Origin of the sequence: Massilia sp. Root351 (assembly GCF_001425045.1) — a bacterium.
Taxonomy (GTDB): domain Bacteria; phylum Pseudomonadota; class Gammaproteobacteria; order Burkholderiales; family Burkholderiaceae_D; genus Rugamonas.
In genome coordinates, this window is sequence record NZ_LMDJ01000009.1 from 32210 (window position 1) to 47404 (window position 15195).

Annotated in this window: 11 protein-coding genes; all 11 read right to left on the reverse strand. The window is 66.5% G+C overall.

From position 1 onward, the window contains the following. Window positions 1-14 precede the first annotated feature (14 nt). The 11 genes from ASD15_RS12305 to ASD15_RS12355 all read right to left on the reverse strand — a co-directional run bounded on the left by ASD15_RS12305 (window position 15) and on the right by ASD15_RS12355 (window position 15029). Complete coding sequence (locus ASD15_RS12305) at window positions 15-812, reverse strand: hypothetical protein (RefSeq protein ID WP_057155266.1); 798 nt, start codon at window positions 810-812, stop codon at window positions 15-17. Between the two features lie 103 nt (window positions 813-915). Continuing rightward, a complete protein-coding gene (locus tag ASD15_RS12310; RefSeq protein WP_057155268.1) occupies window positions 916-2358 on the reverse strand; it encodes a PAS domain-containing sensor histidine kinase in 1443 nt (480 codons plus the stop codon). A 49-nt stretch (window positions 2359-2407) separates the two neighbouring features. Then, window positions 2408-3841, reverse strand: a complete 1434-nt coding sequence (locus tag ASD15_RS12315) for a sigma-54 dependent transcriptional regulator (RefSeq protein ID WP_057155270.1) — start codon at window positions 3839-3841, stop codon at window positions 2408-2410. A gap of 36 nt (window positions 3842-3877) precedes the next feature. Further along, complete coding sequence (locus ASD15_RS12320) at window positions 3878-5092, reverse strand: ABC transporter permease (RefSeq protein WP_057155272.1); 1215 nt, start codon at window positions 5090-5092, stop codon at window positions 3878-3880. Beyond that, window positions 5092-6330 (reverse strand): ABC transporter permease, encoded by a 1239-nt coding sequence (locus ASD15_RS12325; RefSeq protein ID WP_057155273.1) that lies wholly within the window; start codon window positions 6328-6330, stop codon window positions 5092-5094. The genes ASD15_RS12320 and ASD15_RS12325 overlap by 1 nt, the downstream gene beginning before the upstream one ends. Before the next feature lie 9 nt (window positions 6331-6339). Beyond that, the gene (locus tag ASD15_RS12330; RefSeq protein ID WP_057155274.1) at window positions 6340-7005 is read right to left on the reverse strand and encodes an ABC transporter ATP-binding protein; all 666 of its coding nucleotides are present in this window, start codon (window positions 7003-7005) and stop codon (window positions 6340-6342) included. Window positions 7006-7014: 9 nt separating this feature from the next. Next, on the reverse strand, window positions 7015-8259 hold the full coding sequence (locus ASD15_RS12335; RefSeq protein ID WP_057155276.1) for an efflux RND transporter periplasmic adaptor subunit: 1245 nt from the start codon (window positions 8257-8259) through the stop codon (window positions 7015-7017). 186 nt (window positions 8260-8445) lie between these two features. Beyond that, entirely contained in the window at window positions 8446-9864 is a 1419-nt protein-coding gene (locus ASD15_RS12340) for a glycoside hydrolase family 19 protein (RefSeq protein WP_082551791.1), read from the reverse strand. A 93-nt stretch (window positions 9865-9957) separates the two neighbouring features. Next, entirely contained in the window at window positions 9958-12285 is a 2328-nt protein-coding gene (locus tag ASD15_RS12345; RefSeq protein WP_057155278.1) for a chitinase C-terminal domain-containing protein, read from the reverse strand. Between the two features lie 19 nt (window positions 12286-12304). Then, entirely contained in the window at window positions 12305-13324 is a 1020-nt protein-coding gene (locus ASD15_RS12350; RefSeq protein ID WP_057155325.1) for a cupin-like domain-containing protein, read from the reverse strand. 19 nt (window positions 13325-13343) lie between these two features. Then, complete coding sequence (locus ASD15_RS12355) at window positions 13344-15029, reverse strand: glycosyl hydrolase family 18 protein (protein WP_082551792.1); 1686 nt, start codon at window positions 15027-15029, stop codon at window positions 13344-13346. Window positions 15030-15195: the final 166 nt, after the last annotated feature.

The window sequence follows — 15195 nt, forward strand, 5'->3', positions numbered from 1 at the left end:
TTCCTACGCCGGTGTCAGACCTCTACCTTGTTGTACTTGAGCCAGCGCGCCATGGCGTCGTCGCGCACCGGGCCGGGCGGCTGCTCCTGCACGCTGAGCTGGGTTTGCAGCAGCCAGCGGAACAGCGCCTCTTGCGCCTTGAAGGCGGCGGCCGGCGCGTGGATGGTCAGGCAGACCAGCGCCTGCCGCGTCCACAGGCTGAGTACCATATAGTGGCTGACGTCGTCCACGCCCGGCAACGCACCCTGGTATTCGGTGGCCACGCCCTGCACCCGCATGCCCCAGTTCTCGCCTTCCAGGCGGTAGGGACGCTTGACCTGGCTCAGCCACGGCATTTCCTCGGCCACCTTGCGCAGGCGCAGTTCGTTCCAGTCGTGCACGGTCAGGCTGGTGTTGGCCACGCCGATGGCGGCCAGGTGGCTGCCGCTGGCAATGTCGAACAGCTGGTACACATGGCCGTCCACATTGTCGCACCAGCCCTGCGGCGCGTTCAGCACGATGCCGATGCCGGGGCTGGCGAAGCGCTTCAGGGGCAGGGCGCTGAAGTCCGGCGCCTCGGCTTCGATATGGCAGGCGCAGCCGCACTGCTCCAGCGCCCGGGTGAACTGCTGTGCGCTGTCCAGGTCGATGCCCTTTTTCACGATGGCGGACGGCGCCGCCAGCAGGGTGTGCATCTGCTGCACGCTGCGCTGGAACAGCGCGGCCAGGCGCGCCGCGACTTGCATGGCGTCTTGTCCCGGCTTGGCGCCGCGCGCGATGACGCGGTAGCGTGAAGGCAGGCCAGCTGCGGCCTGGTCGACGGAGTTTGGCATTGCAAATGGAATATTTAACAGAATTGCCGCAAGGATAAAATAAACAGGGGCGCGCAAAATGCACGCATTGTCACTTTCCCAAAAAAAGTTTGCGTGACGGGCGTCAGGACGGTGTGAGCCAGATATCGAAGCTGGTTTCGCCCTGGCCGGTGGCGGCCAGCTTGTGCGCGTAGCCGTGCCGGTTCAGCACTTCGCGCGCGAACAGCAGGCCTATGCCCTGGCCGCCCTTCTTGGTGGTGAAGAAGGGCGTAAACAGCTGGCTGGCGGGCACGCCGCCGAGGCGGTCGCCCGAGTCGATGATGCTCAGGCGCGCGCCGGCGCCGCCCCTGCCGTCTTCCGCTGCCAGCGACAGGTGCACGTGGCCGTCTGGCAGGCCGTGTTCCTGCATGGCTGCTGCCACCGCCTCCATGGCGTTCTTCACCAGGTTGAGCAGCGCCTGCTCCATCAGCTGGCTGTCCATCGGCAGCGCCGGCACCTGGTCGCGCCGTATCCAGGCCAGCTCGATGCCGCGGCTGCGGCACGGCTCGCGGTACAGGCTTACGATGTCGTCCAGGATGGCGCCAATGGCGGCCGGCCGCAGTTCGGGCGCAGGCATTTTTACCACGCGCGTGAAGCGCTCGATGAACTCGCCCAGCCGCACGTTGCGGCGCTTGACGGCCACGATGGCGGTGCTGAAGTCGTCGGCGTCGCGCTCGGCCAGCTGGCTGCGGTAGTACAGCAGCGACTCAAGCACCGAGCCGGTGGCGGCCACGGTGTTGTTCACTTCGTGGCCCAGCACCCGTATCATCTTGTCGTAGGTGGCGTGTTCGGAGTCGGCCAGTTCGGCGGTCAGCTCATCGATCAGCAGGAACTGGCGCGCAAAGCCGCGGTCATGGAAGTGACCGCGCTGGCCCCGGTAGCGCCGCCCGTCGGCATCGCTCAGCAGGCGGCTCGCGCCGAGCGGCAGCGCGTCGAGCTGCTCCAGCAGGCTGCGCGCCCGCGCCCGCGCGGCTGAGGTGGCGGCGACAGCGGCGCTGCCGGTAGCCGCAGCGCTGGTGGCATCGGCGCCGCCGTCCAGCCAGGCGCGCAATGGCTTGCCGAGCGGGGCGTCCAGGCCGAGCAAGGCGCCGGCGCTGGGGTTGATCAGGCTGATATGGCCGTCGAAGTCGAATACGACCACGGCACTGGGGGTTGCCTCCAGCAGGCGGTCCAGAAAGCCGCGTTGCTCGCCCAGGCGCAGGCGCTCCTGGTACAGCGCGTCCAGCATGCTGTTGAACAGGCCGACCAGTTCGCCCAGCTCGCCTTTTTCTTCTCGCCCGCCGGGCTGCGTGCGCAGGCGCGCCGCATAGTCCTGGTCCTGCAGCAGGCCCTGGAAGCGCTGCGTGTAGTCCAGCGGCTCGAGCGCCTGGCGGATCAGGCGCAGGCCCAGCAGCCAGCTGGCCAGCAGCAGCGCTTCCAGGCCGATAAACAGCAGCGGCTGGCTGCGGTAATGCAGCAGCACCGCAGCCAGCAGCAGTGCGTGCAGCGCCGCCAGGTAGAGCTGCAGGCGGCGCCGCAGGCTTAGCATGCCGGCGCTTTCATACCGTGCGCACCGGCGTGCGCGCTCGGATGGCCGCTCACGCGCGCTCCTGGCCCGGCAGCTGCGCTGCGCCGTCGCCGGGTGCGCCGCCCATGCCGTGCCGCTCCAGGCGGCGGTACAGCGCATTGCGGCTCAGCCCCAGCGCCTTGGATACGCGCGAGATATTGCCCTGATGCTGCTGCATCGCCTTTTCTATCATGTGGCGCTCCACCTGCTCCAGCGTCATGCCATCGACGCCCAGGCCCGGGCCGCGCCCGGTGGCCGTGTCGCGCTGCTCGGCATCGAGGAAGTCGGCTTGCGCCAGCTGGCGCTTGCCGGACAGCAGTATGGTGCGTTCCAGCGTCTGCTTGAGCTGGCGGATATTGCCCGGCCATGGCTGGGCGCTGAGCCAGTCCAGCGCGGACTGCGCCAGGCCGATCTCGGCCAGCCCGTAGCTGGCCGCCACCTCGGCCGCGATATGGCGCGCCAGCAGCGGTACATCGCTGCGGCGCTCGCGCAGCGGCGGCAGGCGCAGGGTGATCAGGTTGAGGCGGTAGTACAGGTCTTCGCGGAAGTCGCCGGCGGCCACTTGCTCGGCCAGTTCGCGGTTGGTGGCGGACACCACGCGGATGTCGGCCTGCTCGCTGCGGCTGGCGCCCACCGGCAGGTAGCGCTGGTCCTGCAGCACGCGCAGCAGCTTGACCTGGTCGGCGCGGTTCAGTTCGCCGATTTCGTCCATGAACAGGGTGCTGCCGTGCGCCGCCGCCACATGGCCCTTGCGGCCGGTCTTGGCGTCGGTGAAGGCGCCGCGCACGTGGCCGAACATCTCGCTCTCGAACAGCGAAGGGGTGATGGCGCCCATATTGATCTTCACGGCGGCGTGCGCGGCGCGCGGGCTGTTGCGGTGGATGGCGTCGGCGATCAGCTCCTTGCCGCTGCCGCTTTCGCCCAGGATCAGCACCGGCGCGCGCGTGGCCGCCACCTGGCCCACGGTGGCCAGCAGCTTGAGCAGGGCAGGGTGCTCGCCGACGATGCCGCGAAAGTCGAAATGCCGGTCCAGCGCGGCGCGCGTGGGGGCGGCCGAGGGCGGCGGCGCATTGCCGGCATGGCTGTCCAAAGTGGCGCGGATCAGCGCCACCAGTTGCGCGTTGTCCCAGGGCTTGGTGAAGAAGTTGGCCGCGCCCGCCTGCATGCCTTTCACGGCCAGCGCGATCGAACCCCAGGCGGTCATCAACAGCACCGGCAGGTCGGGATACTGCTGGCGGATGCGGCCCAGCAGTTCCAGGCCCTCCTCGCCACTGGTCTGCAGCGAGAAGTTCATGTCCTGCAGCACCAGGTCGAAGGGTTCGGCCGCCAGCAGTGCCAGCGCGCGGCGCGGCTCATCGCAGCTGTGCGGCGCCATGCCGGACTGCTTGAGCAGCAAGGCCAGCGATACCAGGACGGCACTGTCGTCATCGACGATGAGGATGCGGGGCTTGCGGGATGATTCCATTGGGGCCATTGAAGCTGGTTGTCCGTTACGGTTGGTCTACTCGTAGTGCAGCGCTTCGGTCGGGCTGAGGCGGCTGGCGCGCCAGCCAGGATACACCGAGCAAAGCAAGGATAGCAGATAGATAATGAGCATCGCCAGCCCCGCCGCCGCGAAAAAAACCTGCCAGTTCAGGCCCGCGCCCAACGCGCCGGTCAGCGGCAATTGCACCAGCAACGCCAGTCCGGCCAGCATGGCCACGCTGCTGAGCAAGAACTGTTCGGCGATGATCTGGCGGTAGATGTCGCCGGCGCTGGCGCCGATGGCGCGCCGCAGGCCGATCTCCGGGATGCGCCGCGTGGTGTTCTGCCACAGCACGCCGAACAGGCCGAAGGCCACCATCAGCAGCAGGAAGGCCGCCACCACCGACAGCACCAGCAGCGGCGCCATGTCCACCTTGTGCATGGCGCTGCGCAAATCGTCCAGCGGCGAGATGGCGAACTCCCAGCCGGGGCGCATGCCTTTCAGCTGCGCCTGCAACACCGCCTCGAAGCTGCGCGGGGTGCCGGCTTTCATGCGCAGCAGGATGGTCTGCGCACCGTGCATGGTGGCGTCCGGGCCGAAGCGCAGCAGCATGTAGGGGCGCGGCGTGGAGAACTCGCCCTGCTGGCGGAAGTCTTCCACCACTGCCCGCACCACGTAGCGGCTGGGAGTGCCGGAGTATTCGCTGCTCATGTATATCTTGCCGACGGCGCGCCCGGCAGCGTCCGGCCCGGGCGCCAGCTGTTCGGCGAACAGGCGGTTGATCACGACCGGCGTGTCGGCCAGCCCGTCGTCTGCAGCCGAGTACCACGCGCCGGCCAGTGCCTGCATGCCGAGCACGGGAAAGAAAGCGTCGCTGGTTTCCATCATGCCGACGCGAACGGCGCGCGCATCCGGCGGCAGGCGGAAGGTGCTGCTCATGTTGGCGTGCTGAAACGGGGAGAAATTGCTGAAGGCGACGTCCTCCACTTGCGGCAGCGCGGCCAGCGTGCGCCTGAAATGGTCGCGCAGCTGGGCATCCCCTTTCATCGGCGGCGTGTCCCTGCTGGTCTTGATCGTCACCGACCACACGTTGCCTGGCTGGTAGCCGAGCGGCATCCGGTACAGCTGCCAGCTGCGCGCGCCGAAAGCGGCAATGGCGAACACCAGCACGAAGGCCAGCAGGATTTCCAGCGTCAGCATCAGGTTGCGCGACTTGCGCTTCCAGATCAGTTTCAGCAGATGGCGCAGCATCAGGCGGTTCCCTTCAGGGCATGGACAGGATCGAGGCGGGACATTTTCCAGGCCGGCACCACGCCGGACAGCAGGCCGAACACGGTGGTGACCAGCAGGCCGTAGCCGAACACGGTGAGGTTGAGCTGCACTTTCAGGTAGGGAATGATGGCGGACGCTTCCAGCCAGGCCAGCAAGCCCCAGGTGCACAGCAGGCTCAATCCGCCGCCGGCGAGGCACAGCAGTACATTCTCCAGCAGCAGCTGGCCGGCCAGCTGGGCGCTGGTGGCGCCGAAGGCCTTGCGCACGCCGATCTCGCCGCTGCGCTCCATGATGCGGCCCATGTTCAGGTTCACCAGGTTGAGCGCGGGCAGCAGCATGAACAGCAGCATCAGCACGGCGATCACCGCCAGCACAGTGGTGGCGCCGGAGTCCTCACTTTCGCTTTGCGTGAGCATGCGCGAGAACAGCTCCAGCTTGCTGTCGGCCCAGAAGTGCGCGGTAGCCCACGCCTTGGGGTCGTCGAACTGGAAGTTGCGCGCTGCGCGCATCACGTCCTGCTTGATCAGTGGCAGGCCGGCCTGGTCGCGCGCCATCAGCAGCGCGGTGAAATTGCCGAACTGCTGGTTGCGGTACTCCGTGGACGCGTAGGTGGTGTGCGGTACCCAGATATCGGAGAAGGCGTTCAAGTGCAGCTCGTCCTGCACCACGCCGACGACCTTGAACAGCTGGCCGCCAGTGCTGAGCGGCTGGCCCAGGGCCGACACGCCGGGGAACAGCTTGCGCGCGGTGGACGCGTTGATGACAGCCACCATGCGGCCCTGCGCCATGTCGTCCTCGTGCAGCACGCGCCCGGCCAGCAGCGTGAAGTCCAGGATCTGCCAGTACTCGGCATCGGTGCGGCGCAGCAGCAGTTCGCTGACGCGCTCACCCTGGTAGACCGACACCGTTTCCGGGCTCGTGACGGCCGACACCAGCTGCGCCGATTTGATCGGCTTGAGCGATTGTTCGATCAGCTTGAAGCCCAGCGGGCTGCGGCTCCTCTGCTGGTTGTCGGGGCCGCGCGCCTCGATCTTGTGCACTTGCAGATAGCGTCCGCTGCGGCCTTCCACGCCGCTGGGCTGGAAGGCGTTCTGCAGCAGCGCGGTTACCACCAGCAGCACCACCAGCGTGAGCACGATGCAGGCCAGGTTGATGGCGGTGAACAGTTTGCGCCGCATCAACACCTTGAAGGCGGTAAGCAGATAGTTGCGTAGCATGCGGTCCCCTTACGCCACCAGCTGGCCGTCGAACACGCGCACGATGCGATTGGCGCGCCGCGCTTCGGTTTCGTCGTGCGTCACCATCACCACCGTGGTGCCTTCGGCGTTCAGCTTGAGCAGGATGTCCATGACCTCGGCCCCCATCTTGCTATCCAGGTTGCCGGTCGGCTCGTCGGCCAGCAGCACTTGCGGGCGGCCCACAATGGCGCGCGCGAGCGCCACGCGCTGCTGCTGGCCGCCGGACAGTTGATTGGGGTAGTGTTCCATGCGCGCGCCCAGGCCCACCTTCTCCAGCGCCCCGCGCGCCAGGCGCTTGCGCTCGGCCGCCGTGACGCCGCTGCGGTAGAGCAGCGGCAGTTCCACGTTGTCGATCACGCGCAGGTCGGCAATCAGGTGGAAGCTCTGGAAGATGAAGCCGAAGGTGCGGTTGCGCAGCCGCGCCACTTCCTTGTCGCGGTAGGACTTCACCGGCGCGCCGCCGACGCGGATGGTGCCCGAGCCGGGCCGGTCCAGCAGGCCGATAAGATTGAGCAGGGTGCTCTTGCCGCAGCCGCTGGGACCCATGATGCAAACGAATTCGGCTTCCTTCACATGCAGGTCGATGTCCTTCAGCGCCAGGGTTTCCACCTTATCGGTCTGGTAGGTCTTGCTTACTTTTTCAAGCTGGATCATGGTCTTCCCTTATTCGACGCGGATGCTGTCGTGTTCCTGGTAGCGGCTGGTGTCGGAGATGATGACGCGCTCGCCAAGCTGGGCGCCGCCGGCGATCTCCACCGCCTTGCCGTCGCCGGCGCCGATGTCGAGCATGGTCTTGCGCGCGACGCCGCCGCGCAGCACGAACACGGCCTGGCGCCCCTTGCCGTTGAAGGCAGGTCCGCTGTCGGCCACCAGCACGTTGGCCTTCTGTTCGATGACGATGTTCACGTCCACGCGCAGCTTGTTGCGCAGCAGCGGGTGGCTGGGCTGTTCGAGCGCCACCAGCAGCTTGACGCTGCCGTTCTGGATTTCCGGCAGAATGGTATGCACGCGCCCCGCCAGCAGCTGCTTGCCTTGCTCCACGCGCACCGCCTGGCCGGGACTGAGCAGGCGCGTGTGGAAGTCCGACAGCGTGGCTTCCACGCGGTAGTTGGCCAGGTCGGACACCTTGGCCACCAGCTGGCCGACGGCGACCGCCGCACCTTCCTCGGCCGCGAGGGAAGTCAGCATGCCGGCGAAGGGCGCCCGCACCCGGGTTTGCGCCAGCAGGATCTGCTGCTGGTCCAGCTGCTTTTGCAGGATGGACTTCTGCAGCCGCGCGCCTTCGATGCCGCTGGCGGTGCTGCGGCGGTTGTCTTCGATCAGTTCCTTCTGCTGGCGCAGCTGCACCTCGATGCGCTGCACGTTCAGCTCCGCCGTCAGCATGTCCTCGCCGGACACCGCGCCAACCTTGCGCAGGGTGGCGTAGCGCTCGCGCTTGGCGCGCGTGCTTTGCAGGTCAAGCTCCAGCAGCTCGATGGCGCTGGCATACTGTTTGCGCTTCTGGTCCATCTCCAGCGTCAGGCCGAGGATGCGGTTGTCCTGCTGCGCGATCTGCTCCTGGATGGCGTCGATGGCAAGGCGCACGCTGCGGTCGTCCAGTTCCAGCAGCAGTTCATGCGCCGCGACCTGCTGTCCCAGCTTGGCGTGCACCTTGGCCACGCGGCTCTGGATCGGGCTGGGCACCAGTTCCTCGTGCTCGGGCACCACAATGCCGGAGGCGCTGACGGTGCTGGCGATGCTGCCGCGCCGGATCTCGGCCACGCTGATGTCGTTCCTGCTCACGCCGGGACTGGCCGCGCGGTTGATCCCCCACGCGGCTGCGCACACCAGCACGAGGGCGCCGATGCCGGCGGCCAGCGTGCGGCGCCGGCGGCGGTTGATGATGCGGGGATCGAGGGCAGTGTCCATGGCGGTGCGCGTTGCAAGAGATGCTGCTCCTGTTGCAAGGCCTGTGCCAGGACCGCGTGCGGGTGGTTTTTTGCCGTGATATCAAGGGCTTGGATGCGCTGCGGGCGTGCCGGGCGCGGCGCTACGGCCGGGACGATTGCCCGCCACAGGGCAGGACTGCCCGGAACCGGGCAGTCCCTTGCGGCTTTAGTTCAGCACCACGTTCCAGTTTTTCTCCACGCACCTGGCATAGTTGCCGGGAATGAGGGCGCTGTACGGGGTCTGGTAGCTCACCAGTTGGCACTGGTAGTCGCCGCCGCTGTTCCAGTTCTTTTCCCAATAGATGCTGTAGGCGGCGGAACTGGATGGGCCGAAGCGCTGCATGGTGGCGCAGGAGAGCTGCTCGCCCGCCGTGTTCCAGCCCAGGTCCGCCGCGAACTGCTGGTAGTAGTCGATGCGGTTCTGCGCCGCCGCCTTCTCCGTGCCGGTGCCGCATTCGGCGTTGATGATCATGATGGTGGTGGCGAAGTTGTTGCCGGCGCCCGCCGCCGCGTCGGCCGCATTCGGTATCCAGGTGCCGTCGATCACGTGCAGCATGGACGGCTTGGGCGGCTGCGGGTAGACGAAAAAGAAGGTCGCGGAAGCGAGGTTGAGCCAGGTCGATGCCACCAGGTCCGGGTCCTTCAGCAGCACGGACTGGTCGCCGTCGTGCATTACCTGCGAGAAGGGGCCGTAGTTGTAGTTGTAGGAGAGCTGCTTGGCGCCGCGTCCGAAATACTTCTTGTAGCTGCCATCGGCGTTTTTGCCGCAGGTCCAGACCGAGTTGAACACCGGGTCGGCGCATTCTGTGTTGTAGCCGCAGCCGGTGCCGGTTTCGTCGCAGCCCATCTCGCGCAAGTACTTCAGGCCCTGGCGCCACTGCGGCAGCGGGATGCTGGCGTTATGGTCGCCGGTTTCCTGGGCGAAGTGGGCGAACATGGTGGCCAGCGTGCGGCGGCAGATGTTGTCGGCGTTGCGGCTGTCGGTGTAGTCATCGCAGACGGCGGGGAACTTGGCCACCGCCTGCAGGAATCGGCGGTAGGTGTAGCTTGGCTCGCGCATGCCGAAGTAGAAGTCCCACCTGGCGGACGACAGCAGGCGCTCGACGCGCTTGACGTTGACCGGGTTCGCGGCGGCGCCGGGCGTGACCGCTTCCACGGCGGGGTTGTCCAGCGTGCGGATGCTGGCTTTCACCTTGCGGAAGAAGTCGTTGTTGGTGAGTTCGGCTTCGCGTGCTTCGGCCTGGGCTTTCGTGGGGATGCCGCCGGGCGGCGTGCCGGGGCCGGGATCCGGCCCCGGGTCGGTGGCCTCGGCGATGTATTTCCAGGGACCGTAGGTGTCGGCCGTGCTGGGGGCGCTGCCTTGGGTCCACCATTTGGCTTCGTATTGCTTGCCAAGGTGGATGGCGCACATGCCGGCGGTGTAAACCTGGGTGGTCGACCAGGTGGGGCAGGATGCGGCCGCGGCTGAGGTCGAGGCGGTGCCGGCCAGCAGGCGCCGGGCGGCGCCGGTTTGTGACGCGGTGTCGCTGCCGCCGCAGGCCGCGAGCAGGGCGGCAAGCAGCGGCGCATAAAATCGGATGGGCATGGTGTCTCCGTTGTTGTGATGCCGTACGGGACGGCGTTGGGCGCGCAGGCGGATCAGGCCGGAGGCCGTAACCCGCCATGAGCCGCAGCAGGCTTACTTGAGGACCACCGGCAGGTCCGGATATTCGTCAGCCAGCGCGTAGCGCACGCCGTTGACGGTGATGGTGTAGGCGGATGGCCCGGAAATCGGCAGCGTGTAGTTCAGGGTGAGCGATACGGACGCTCCCGGCGCCAGCGACTGCCATGCCGGTATGGTGAACTTGGCGCGGTTGAAGTTGGACTTGAAACCGCCGATATTGTTCGGCCCCGTGTAGCCGGCCTTGATCACTGCCAGCCCGTAGCCCGACTGGTCGCTCATGCTGGCCGGGGCCGACACCGGATAGTCGAACTCCACCACCGAGCCGCCCGGGATGGTGGCGGTGCTGTTGTTCGTCACTGTCATCACTGGATTGATCGGGTAGTTGCTGTCACCCAGCTTCCAGCCGCCCAGTTCGATGCTCACCTTGGCGCTGCTGGCCGGAATCACCGATTCGGCGCGCGCAGCGCCGTATGGGCCCGCTGCCTTGAAGGCGTTGTAGATATTGGTGGTCAGCGTGTAACCCATGAAGTACTCGCCCTGGCCGCCGCGCTTGGTGGCGTCCCACGCGTAGTCGCCCGCCAGCTCCCAGATCATGATGCCGCCGATGTTGTTGTCGATGACGTACTGGGTCTTGGCGGCCATCGACTGCGCCGTCTCGGTGGACAGGAACACCTTGCGGGTGGCGTTCCACAGCCATGGCGCGGCCATGGTGGCGCTGTAGTTCGGCACGTAGGTGCCGGTCAGCGTTTTCTCGGTCACGCCGTAGGCGTCCAGGTAGTCCGGCACGATGGCGTTCTGCAGGTTGAGCGCGTGCCACAGCGGGTTGCCGCCGCCGGGCACCGGCTGGCCGTTGCTGTCCAGGTCATGCCAGACATTGTCGATGCCGGTGGCGCCGCTGCCGCAGGTTTTCACGCCCGCGCAGGTGACCGTGTTGCTGACCAGCGGACTGGTGCCCCACAGGCCGCTGCTGCCGCCGGTGACGTCCTTCCAGCCGCGCGTGTAGTAGGGCACGCCGATATTGATGCGGCCGGCCTGCAGCGCACCACGGTAGTAGCGGTAGGCCCAGTCCACGTTCAGGTAGCCGATGCCGCCGTACTGGTAGGCGTTGCCGGCCTTGAGTTCGGCGTCGTTGCCGTCGTCGAACAGGGCGGCGTTGGGGCCGACGTACTGGTTCCAGCCGCCGTGCAGGTCATACGACATCAGGCTGGCATAGTCCAGGTACTTCAGGCCGGACAGGTTTTCCTCGCCGCGCAGTATCCACGCGGAGGCGGAGCCGGCGATGGTGAGCATGTAGTACTTCTGGTCCGCCACGGCGGCGTTGTCGAGCTTTTCGCGCACGGTCTTGAGCAGCACGTTGTAGCTCTTCATCAGGCCAGCCAGGCGCGGTTTCGATGCGCCGAAGTCGAGCGGGTTACCGGCTTCGTTATTGGTGGTGGGGTGCTCGTAGTCGATGTCGATGCCGTCGAAGAAGGTGTACTGGCGCAGGAAGGCGACCATGGAATCGGCCAGGGTGTTGATGCCTGCACTGTTCAGCGTACCGTCGACGTTGGTGGTGGCGGTGTAGAAGCCGCCGCTGCCCGCCCAGCCACCCACGGACAGCATGATCTTCACGCCAGGGTGCTTCTTCTTGTACTGCGCGAGCAGGTTGAAGTGGCCTTTGTAGGGCAGTGCCGGATCCATCGCGGCTGCCGGGTTGCCGGGCCAGGTCAGGCCGGTGTCCGGGTTGGCGGGGCCGCTGCCGATCTGCACCTTGTTGGCGCTGTCCACCGCCGCGAAGGCGTAGTTGACGTGGGTGATCTTGTCCCAAGGGATGTTGTTGACCAGGTAGGACGGCGTGCCGCCCCCGCCCGTACGCCAACTGGTGAAGTAGCCGACGATGCGGCGGTTCAGGCCATTGGCCAGCTTCTCGCGGCCGTTGGCATCGTAGACGCTGCAGTAGGGTACGTTGGTGACCGGCGAGGCGAGGCCGTCGGGGCGGCAGGCAACCGGTGTCGGCGTCGGTGTCGGCGTCGGTGTAGGTGTGGGCGTTGGCGTTGGCGTGGGCGTCGGGGTAGGCGTGGGCGTCGGCGTGGTTGCCTGCAGCTCCCATGGGCCCCACTGTTCGGCGCCGGGCACGTTGTTCTGGGTCCACCATTTCGCGTTGTAGGTCTTGCCTTGATAGGTGACGCAGGCGCCGGCGGTGTACACGCTGGCGGCCGCCCATTCGTCGCACGCTGCGGCGGCAACGCCGGCAGTGGCGCCGGCGAGTTTTTTTGCGGTGGGGGTGGTGGTGGTGTCGCCCGCGCCGCCGCAGGCCGCAAGGGCGCCGCTCAGCAGCATGAGCATCAGCATATTGGTTTTCATTGTGTCTCCGATTGTCGATTTAGAAATCGTGATGTTGTGGGTAGTTGCTGTAGAAGTCGTTGTCCCAGCGGAAGTTGGTGGCTGAGACGGTGATGGAGACGTCCAGCGCCTCCACGAAGTGCCACCAGCCCACCGGCAGGAACAGGATCTCGCCCGGCGCCAGCACGCAGTCCAGCACCGGCACGCAGGCCATGGCCGGGAAACGCTGCAGGTCGATGGCGCGGCCGTCCACCGGCGTGAAACAGTGCCGCTGGTTGTACAGCCGGGGCGTATCGCACGGCGCGATCAGGCGTACGCGTTTGCGGCCCGAGATCTGCACCATGAAGTTGTTGGTCAGATCGTGATGGAAGGGGGTGATGGTGCCCGCCGGACCCAGCCAGAAAAATCCCGCACGCTCGCCTGTCAGGTAGTCGGGCAAGGCGGGGACGTCGGCCCACAGTTCGTGCAGCGCCTGGCGGTTCTGCGTGTCGTTGTTGGCCGTCATGTAGAAGTCGTTGGTCACGCCGCTACTGCGTACCAGCGCCGCGTACTCGCCGAAAGGCATGCGACGCTTGTGCGCGAGGCTGTTCATTTCGTAGTCCGGATCCGCATTGCGGCCGAACTGTACTTCCACCTCGCGGTCCGCGAAGCGTTCGCCCAGCGTGTCCACTGTCCACTCAGCGCGCGCAACGCTGCCGTCCAGCATGCCGGTGATGATGACGGGACGGTTGAGGCTGTAGTGCTGGTGCAGGAAGTCCTCCGTCGACAGGCGCTCGCGGCGCGGGATCTGCGCGGCCTCGGACGCCAGGCGGTTCAGCTGCGACTGGATGCCCAACACCCAGTCGCGCTTGGCGAGACGGTTGTGCAGGCGCTGTACGCCTTGCAGGTAGGGGCTGCGCAGCGCGGCCTGGATCTCCGCGTGCGCATCGCGCGCAATGACGCCGGACTTGACCAGGATGCCGGCCAGCGTGTCCGGGTGGCTGCCGAGGATGAGGTTCTCGGCGATCCAGCATTTCCATTCATCGCTGATGCCGGCGGTTCGGACGACTGCCCGTGTCATTGCGCGCGTCTTCATGGGCTTACCGTCCTTTCCACACTTCGCTGGTCAGGGCGCCGCTGGCGTCGCCGTCCAGCTCCCAGGAGAAGGCGCCGCGCAGGCCCTCGTCCCGCACGTACTTCATCTTGGTGCCGATGACGGCCGGGTCGTCGTAGCTCCACCATTCGCCGGTGCCGGTGTACAGGAACAGCTGCTTGGTGGCCGGGTGCGTCCAGCGCTGGCCTGCCTTGGCGATCAGCACTTTGTAGTCCTCGATGCCGGTCTCGTAGGCGCCGGGTGCACCGCCGGTAGCGGACTGGTACAGGCCATTGCCGTTCGGGCCCGCCGTGACGCCTTTCCAGCCGCGTCCGTAGAACGGCACGCCGAGCAGGATCTTATTCTTCGGCATGCCGGCCGCCACCAGGGCAGTGATGGCATCGTGCGCGTTGTATTTGGCGACGTTGCCGGTCGATGGATCGGCGGGATCGTGGTATAGCGCGGCGTGGAAGTTGGTGCTACTTTCCCACGCGCCGTGGAAGTCATAGGTCATCAGGTTGATCCAGTCCATGTACGGGCCGTACAGGGCGGGTTCGGTCTGCGCGATCTTGTCCGCACCGGCCCCCACGGCGGCGGTCAGCGGGTAGCGCTTGCCGTCGATGGCGCCTTGCGCGTCAAGCTGGGCGCGGAACTCGGCCATCAGCAAGGTGAAGTTGTGCTTGTCGTTCACCGTGTCGACCGTGTTGTAGGGCTGGCCGCCGCCGCCCGGGTATTCCCAGTCGATGTCGATGCCGTCGAACACGCCCTTGGCGGAGCCGGGACCGCCGCGTCCGTCCTGTACCGGCAGGTCGCCGGCGATGAACATCTTCACGCAGGACTTGGCCAGCTGCTTGCGCAGTGCGTCGGTCTTGGCTGCTGCCGAGAAGAACTTGGACCAGCTCCAGCCGCCCAGCGAGATGAACACCTTCAGGTTGGGATGCTGCGCCTTGAGCAGCTTCAGTTGCAGGAAGTTGCCGGACAGCGGGGCATCCCACGGCACCGGCTGGCCGTTGACGGTGCGGGCAGGCTGGCGCTGGTAGTCGGCATAGGCGTCGCCGCCTGTGCCGGCCGCAGGCGAGGTGGGGTTCTCGTTGCCGGTTTCGGCGCGCGTCACCATGTCGCACTCGTAGCCGCCGTTCTTCTGGTAGACGTTGCCGAAAGCGTAATTGATGAAGGTGAGCTGGTCGGCGATGCTGGTCTGGACGCCGTTGACCGGGGTCTTGGTGGTGTGGATGTCGGCCACTTCGTAGCCGCGCCCGTACACGCCCCACTGCGCGAAGTAGGAGCCGATTTCACGGCCGTTCGGGGTGGGAGTAGGGGTGGGAGTAGGCGTTGGCGTCGGAGTCGGAGTCGGAGTCGGGGTGGGGGTGGGCGTCGGCGTAGGGGTGGGTGTCGGGGTCGGGGTCGGCGTGCTGGCCTGCAGTTCCCATGGGCCCCACTGCTCGGTGCCCGGCACATTATTCTGGGTCCACCATTTGGCTTTGTAAGTGGCGCCGTTGTGCGTGACGCACATGCCCACGGTATAGACCGCCCCGGCGTCCCAGGCGGGGCAGCCGGTGTCCGCCGCCGCCATCGCGAGCAGGCGCATGGCCTGCGGTTGTGCTGTAGTGTTGCTGCCGTCGCCGCCGCAAGCGGCGAGTACGCCGCCCAGCAGGCCGGCCAGCAGGTGATTCGCCTTGATCGCGCTTCCCATACATGCTCCTTGGTCTAGGTATTATTTCTGGATTTGTCTCCGGCTTTTGTTGCTAAGCCAGGAACCAGAATGCGAGCATGAAAAGTGGTAGTCAAGTGGTTTTAAAAATTACTGCCAATCTAAGACCAGTAGTGGATTCGCAATAGAAAGCGGATCATCCCCGCCA

Bases quoted from the DNA above. Each gene is read 5' to 3' on its own strand.
- ASD15_RS12305 (WP_057155266.1), bottom strand. From the start codon at position 812: ATGCCAAACTCCGTCGACCAGGCCGCAGCTGGCCTGCCTTCACGCTAC.
- ASD15_RS12310 (WP_057155268.1), bottom strand. From the start codon at position 2,358: ATGCTAAGCCTGCGGCGCCGCCTGCAGCTCTACCTGGCGGCGCTGCAC.
- ASD15_RS12315 (WP_057155270.1), bottom strand. From the start codon at position 3,841: ATGGAATCATCCCGCAAGCCCCGCATCCTCATCGTCGATGACGACAGT.
- ASD15_RS12320 (WP_057155272.1), bottom strand. From the start codon at position 5,092: ATGCTGCGCCATCTGCTGAAACTGATCTGGAAGCGCAAGTCGCGCAAC.
- ASD15_RS12325 (WP_057155273.1), bottom strand. From the start codon at position 6,330: ATGCTACGCAACTATCTGCTTACCGCCTTCAAGGTGTTGATGCGGCGC.
- ASD15_RS12330 (WP_057155274.1), bottom strand. From the start codon at position 7,005: ATGATCCAGCTTGAAAAAGTAAGCAAGACCTACCAGACCGATAAGGTG.
- ASD15_RS12335 (WP_057155276.1), bottom strand. From the start codon at position 8,259: ATGGACACTGCCCTCGATCCCCGCATCATCAACCGCCGCCGGCGCCGC.
- ASD15_RS12340 (WP_082551791.1), bottom strand. From the start codon at position 9,864: ATGCCCATCCGATTTTATGCGCCGCTGCTTGCCGCCCTGCTCGCGGCC.
- ASD15_RS12345 (WP_057155278.1), bottom strand. From the start codon at position 12,285: ATGAAAACCAATATGCTGATGCTCATGCTGCTGAGCGGCGCCCTTGCG.
- ASD15_RS12350 (WP_057155325.1), bottom strand. From the start codon at position 13,324: ATGACACGGGCAGTCGTCCGAACCGCCGGCATCAGCGATGAATGGAAA.
- ASD15_RS12355 (WP_082551792.1), bottom strand. From the start codon at position 15,029: ATGGGAAGCGCGATCAAGGCGAATCACCTGCTGGCCGGCCTGCTGGGC.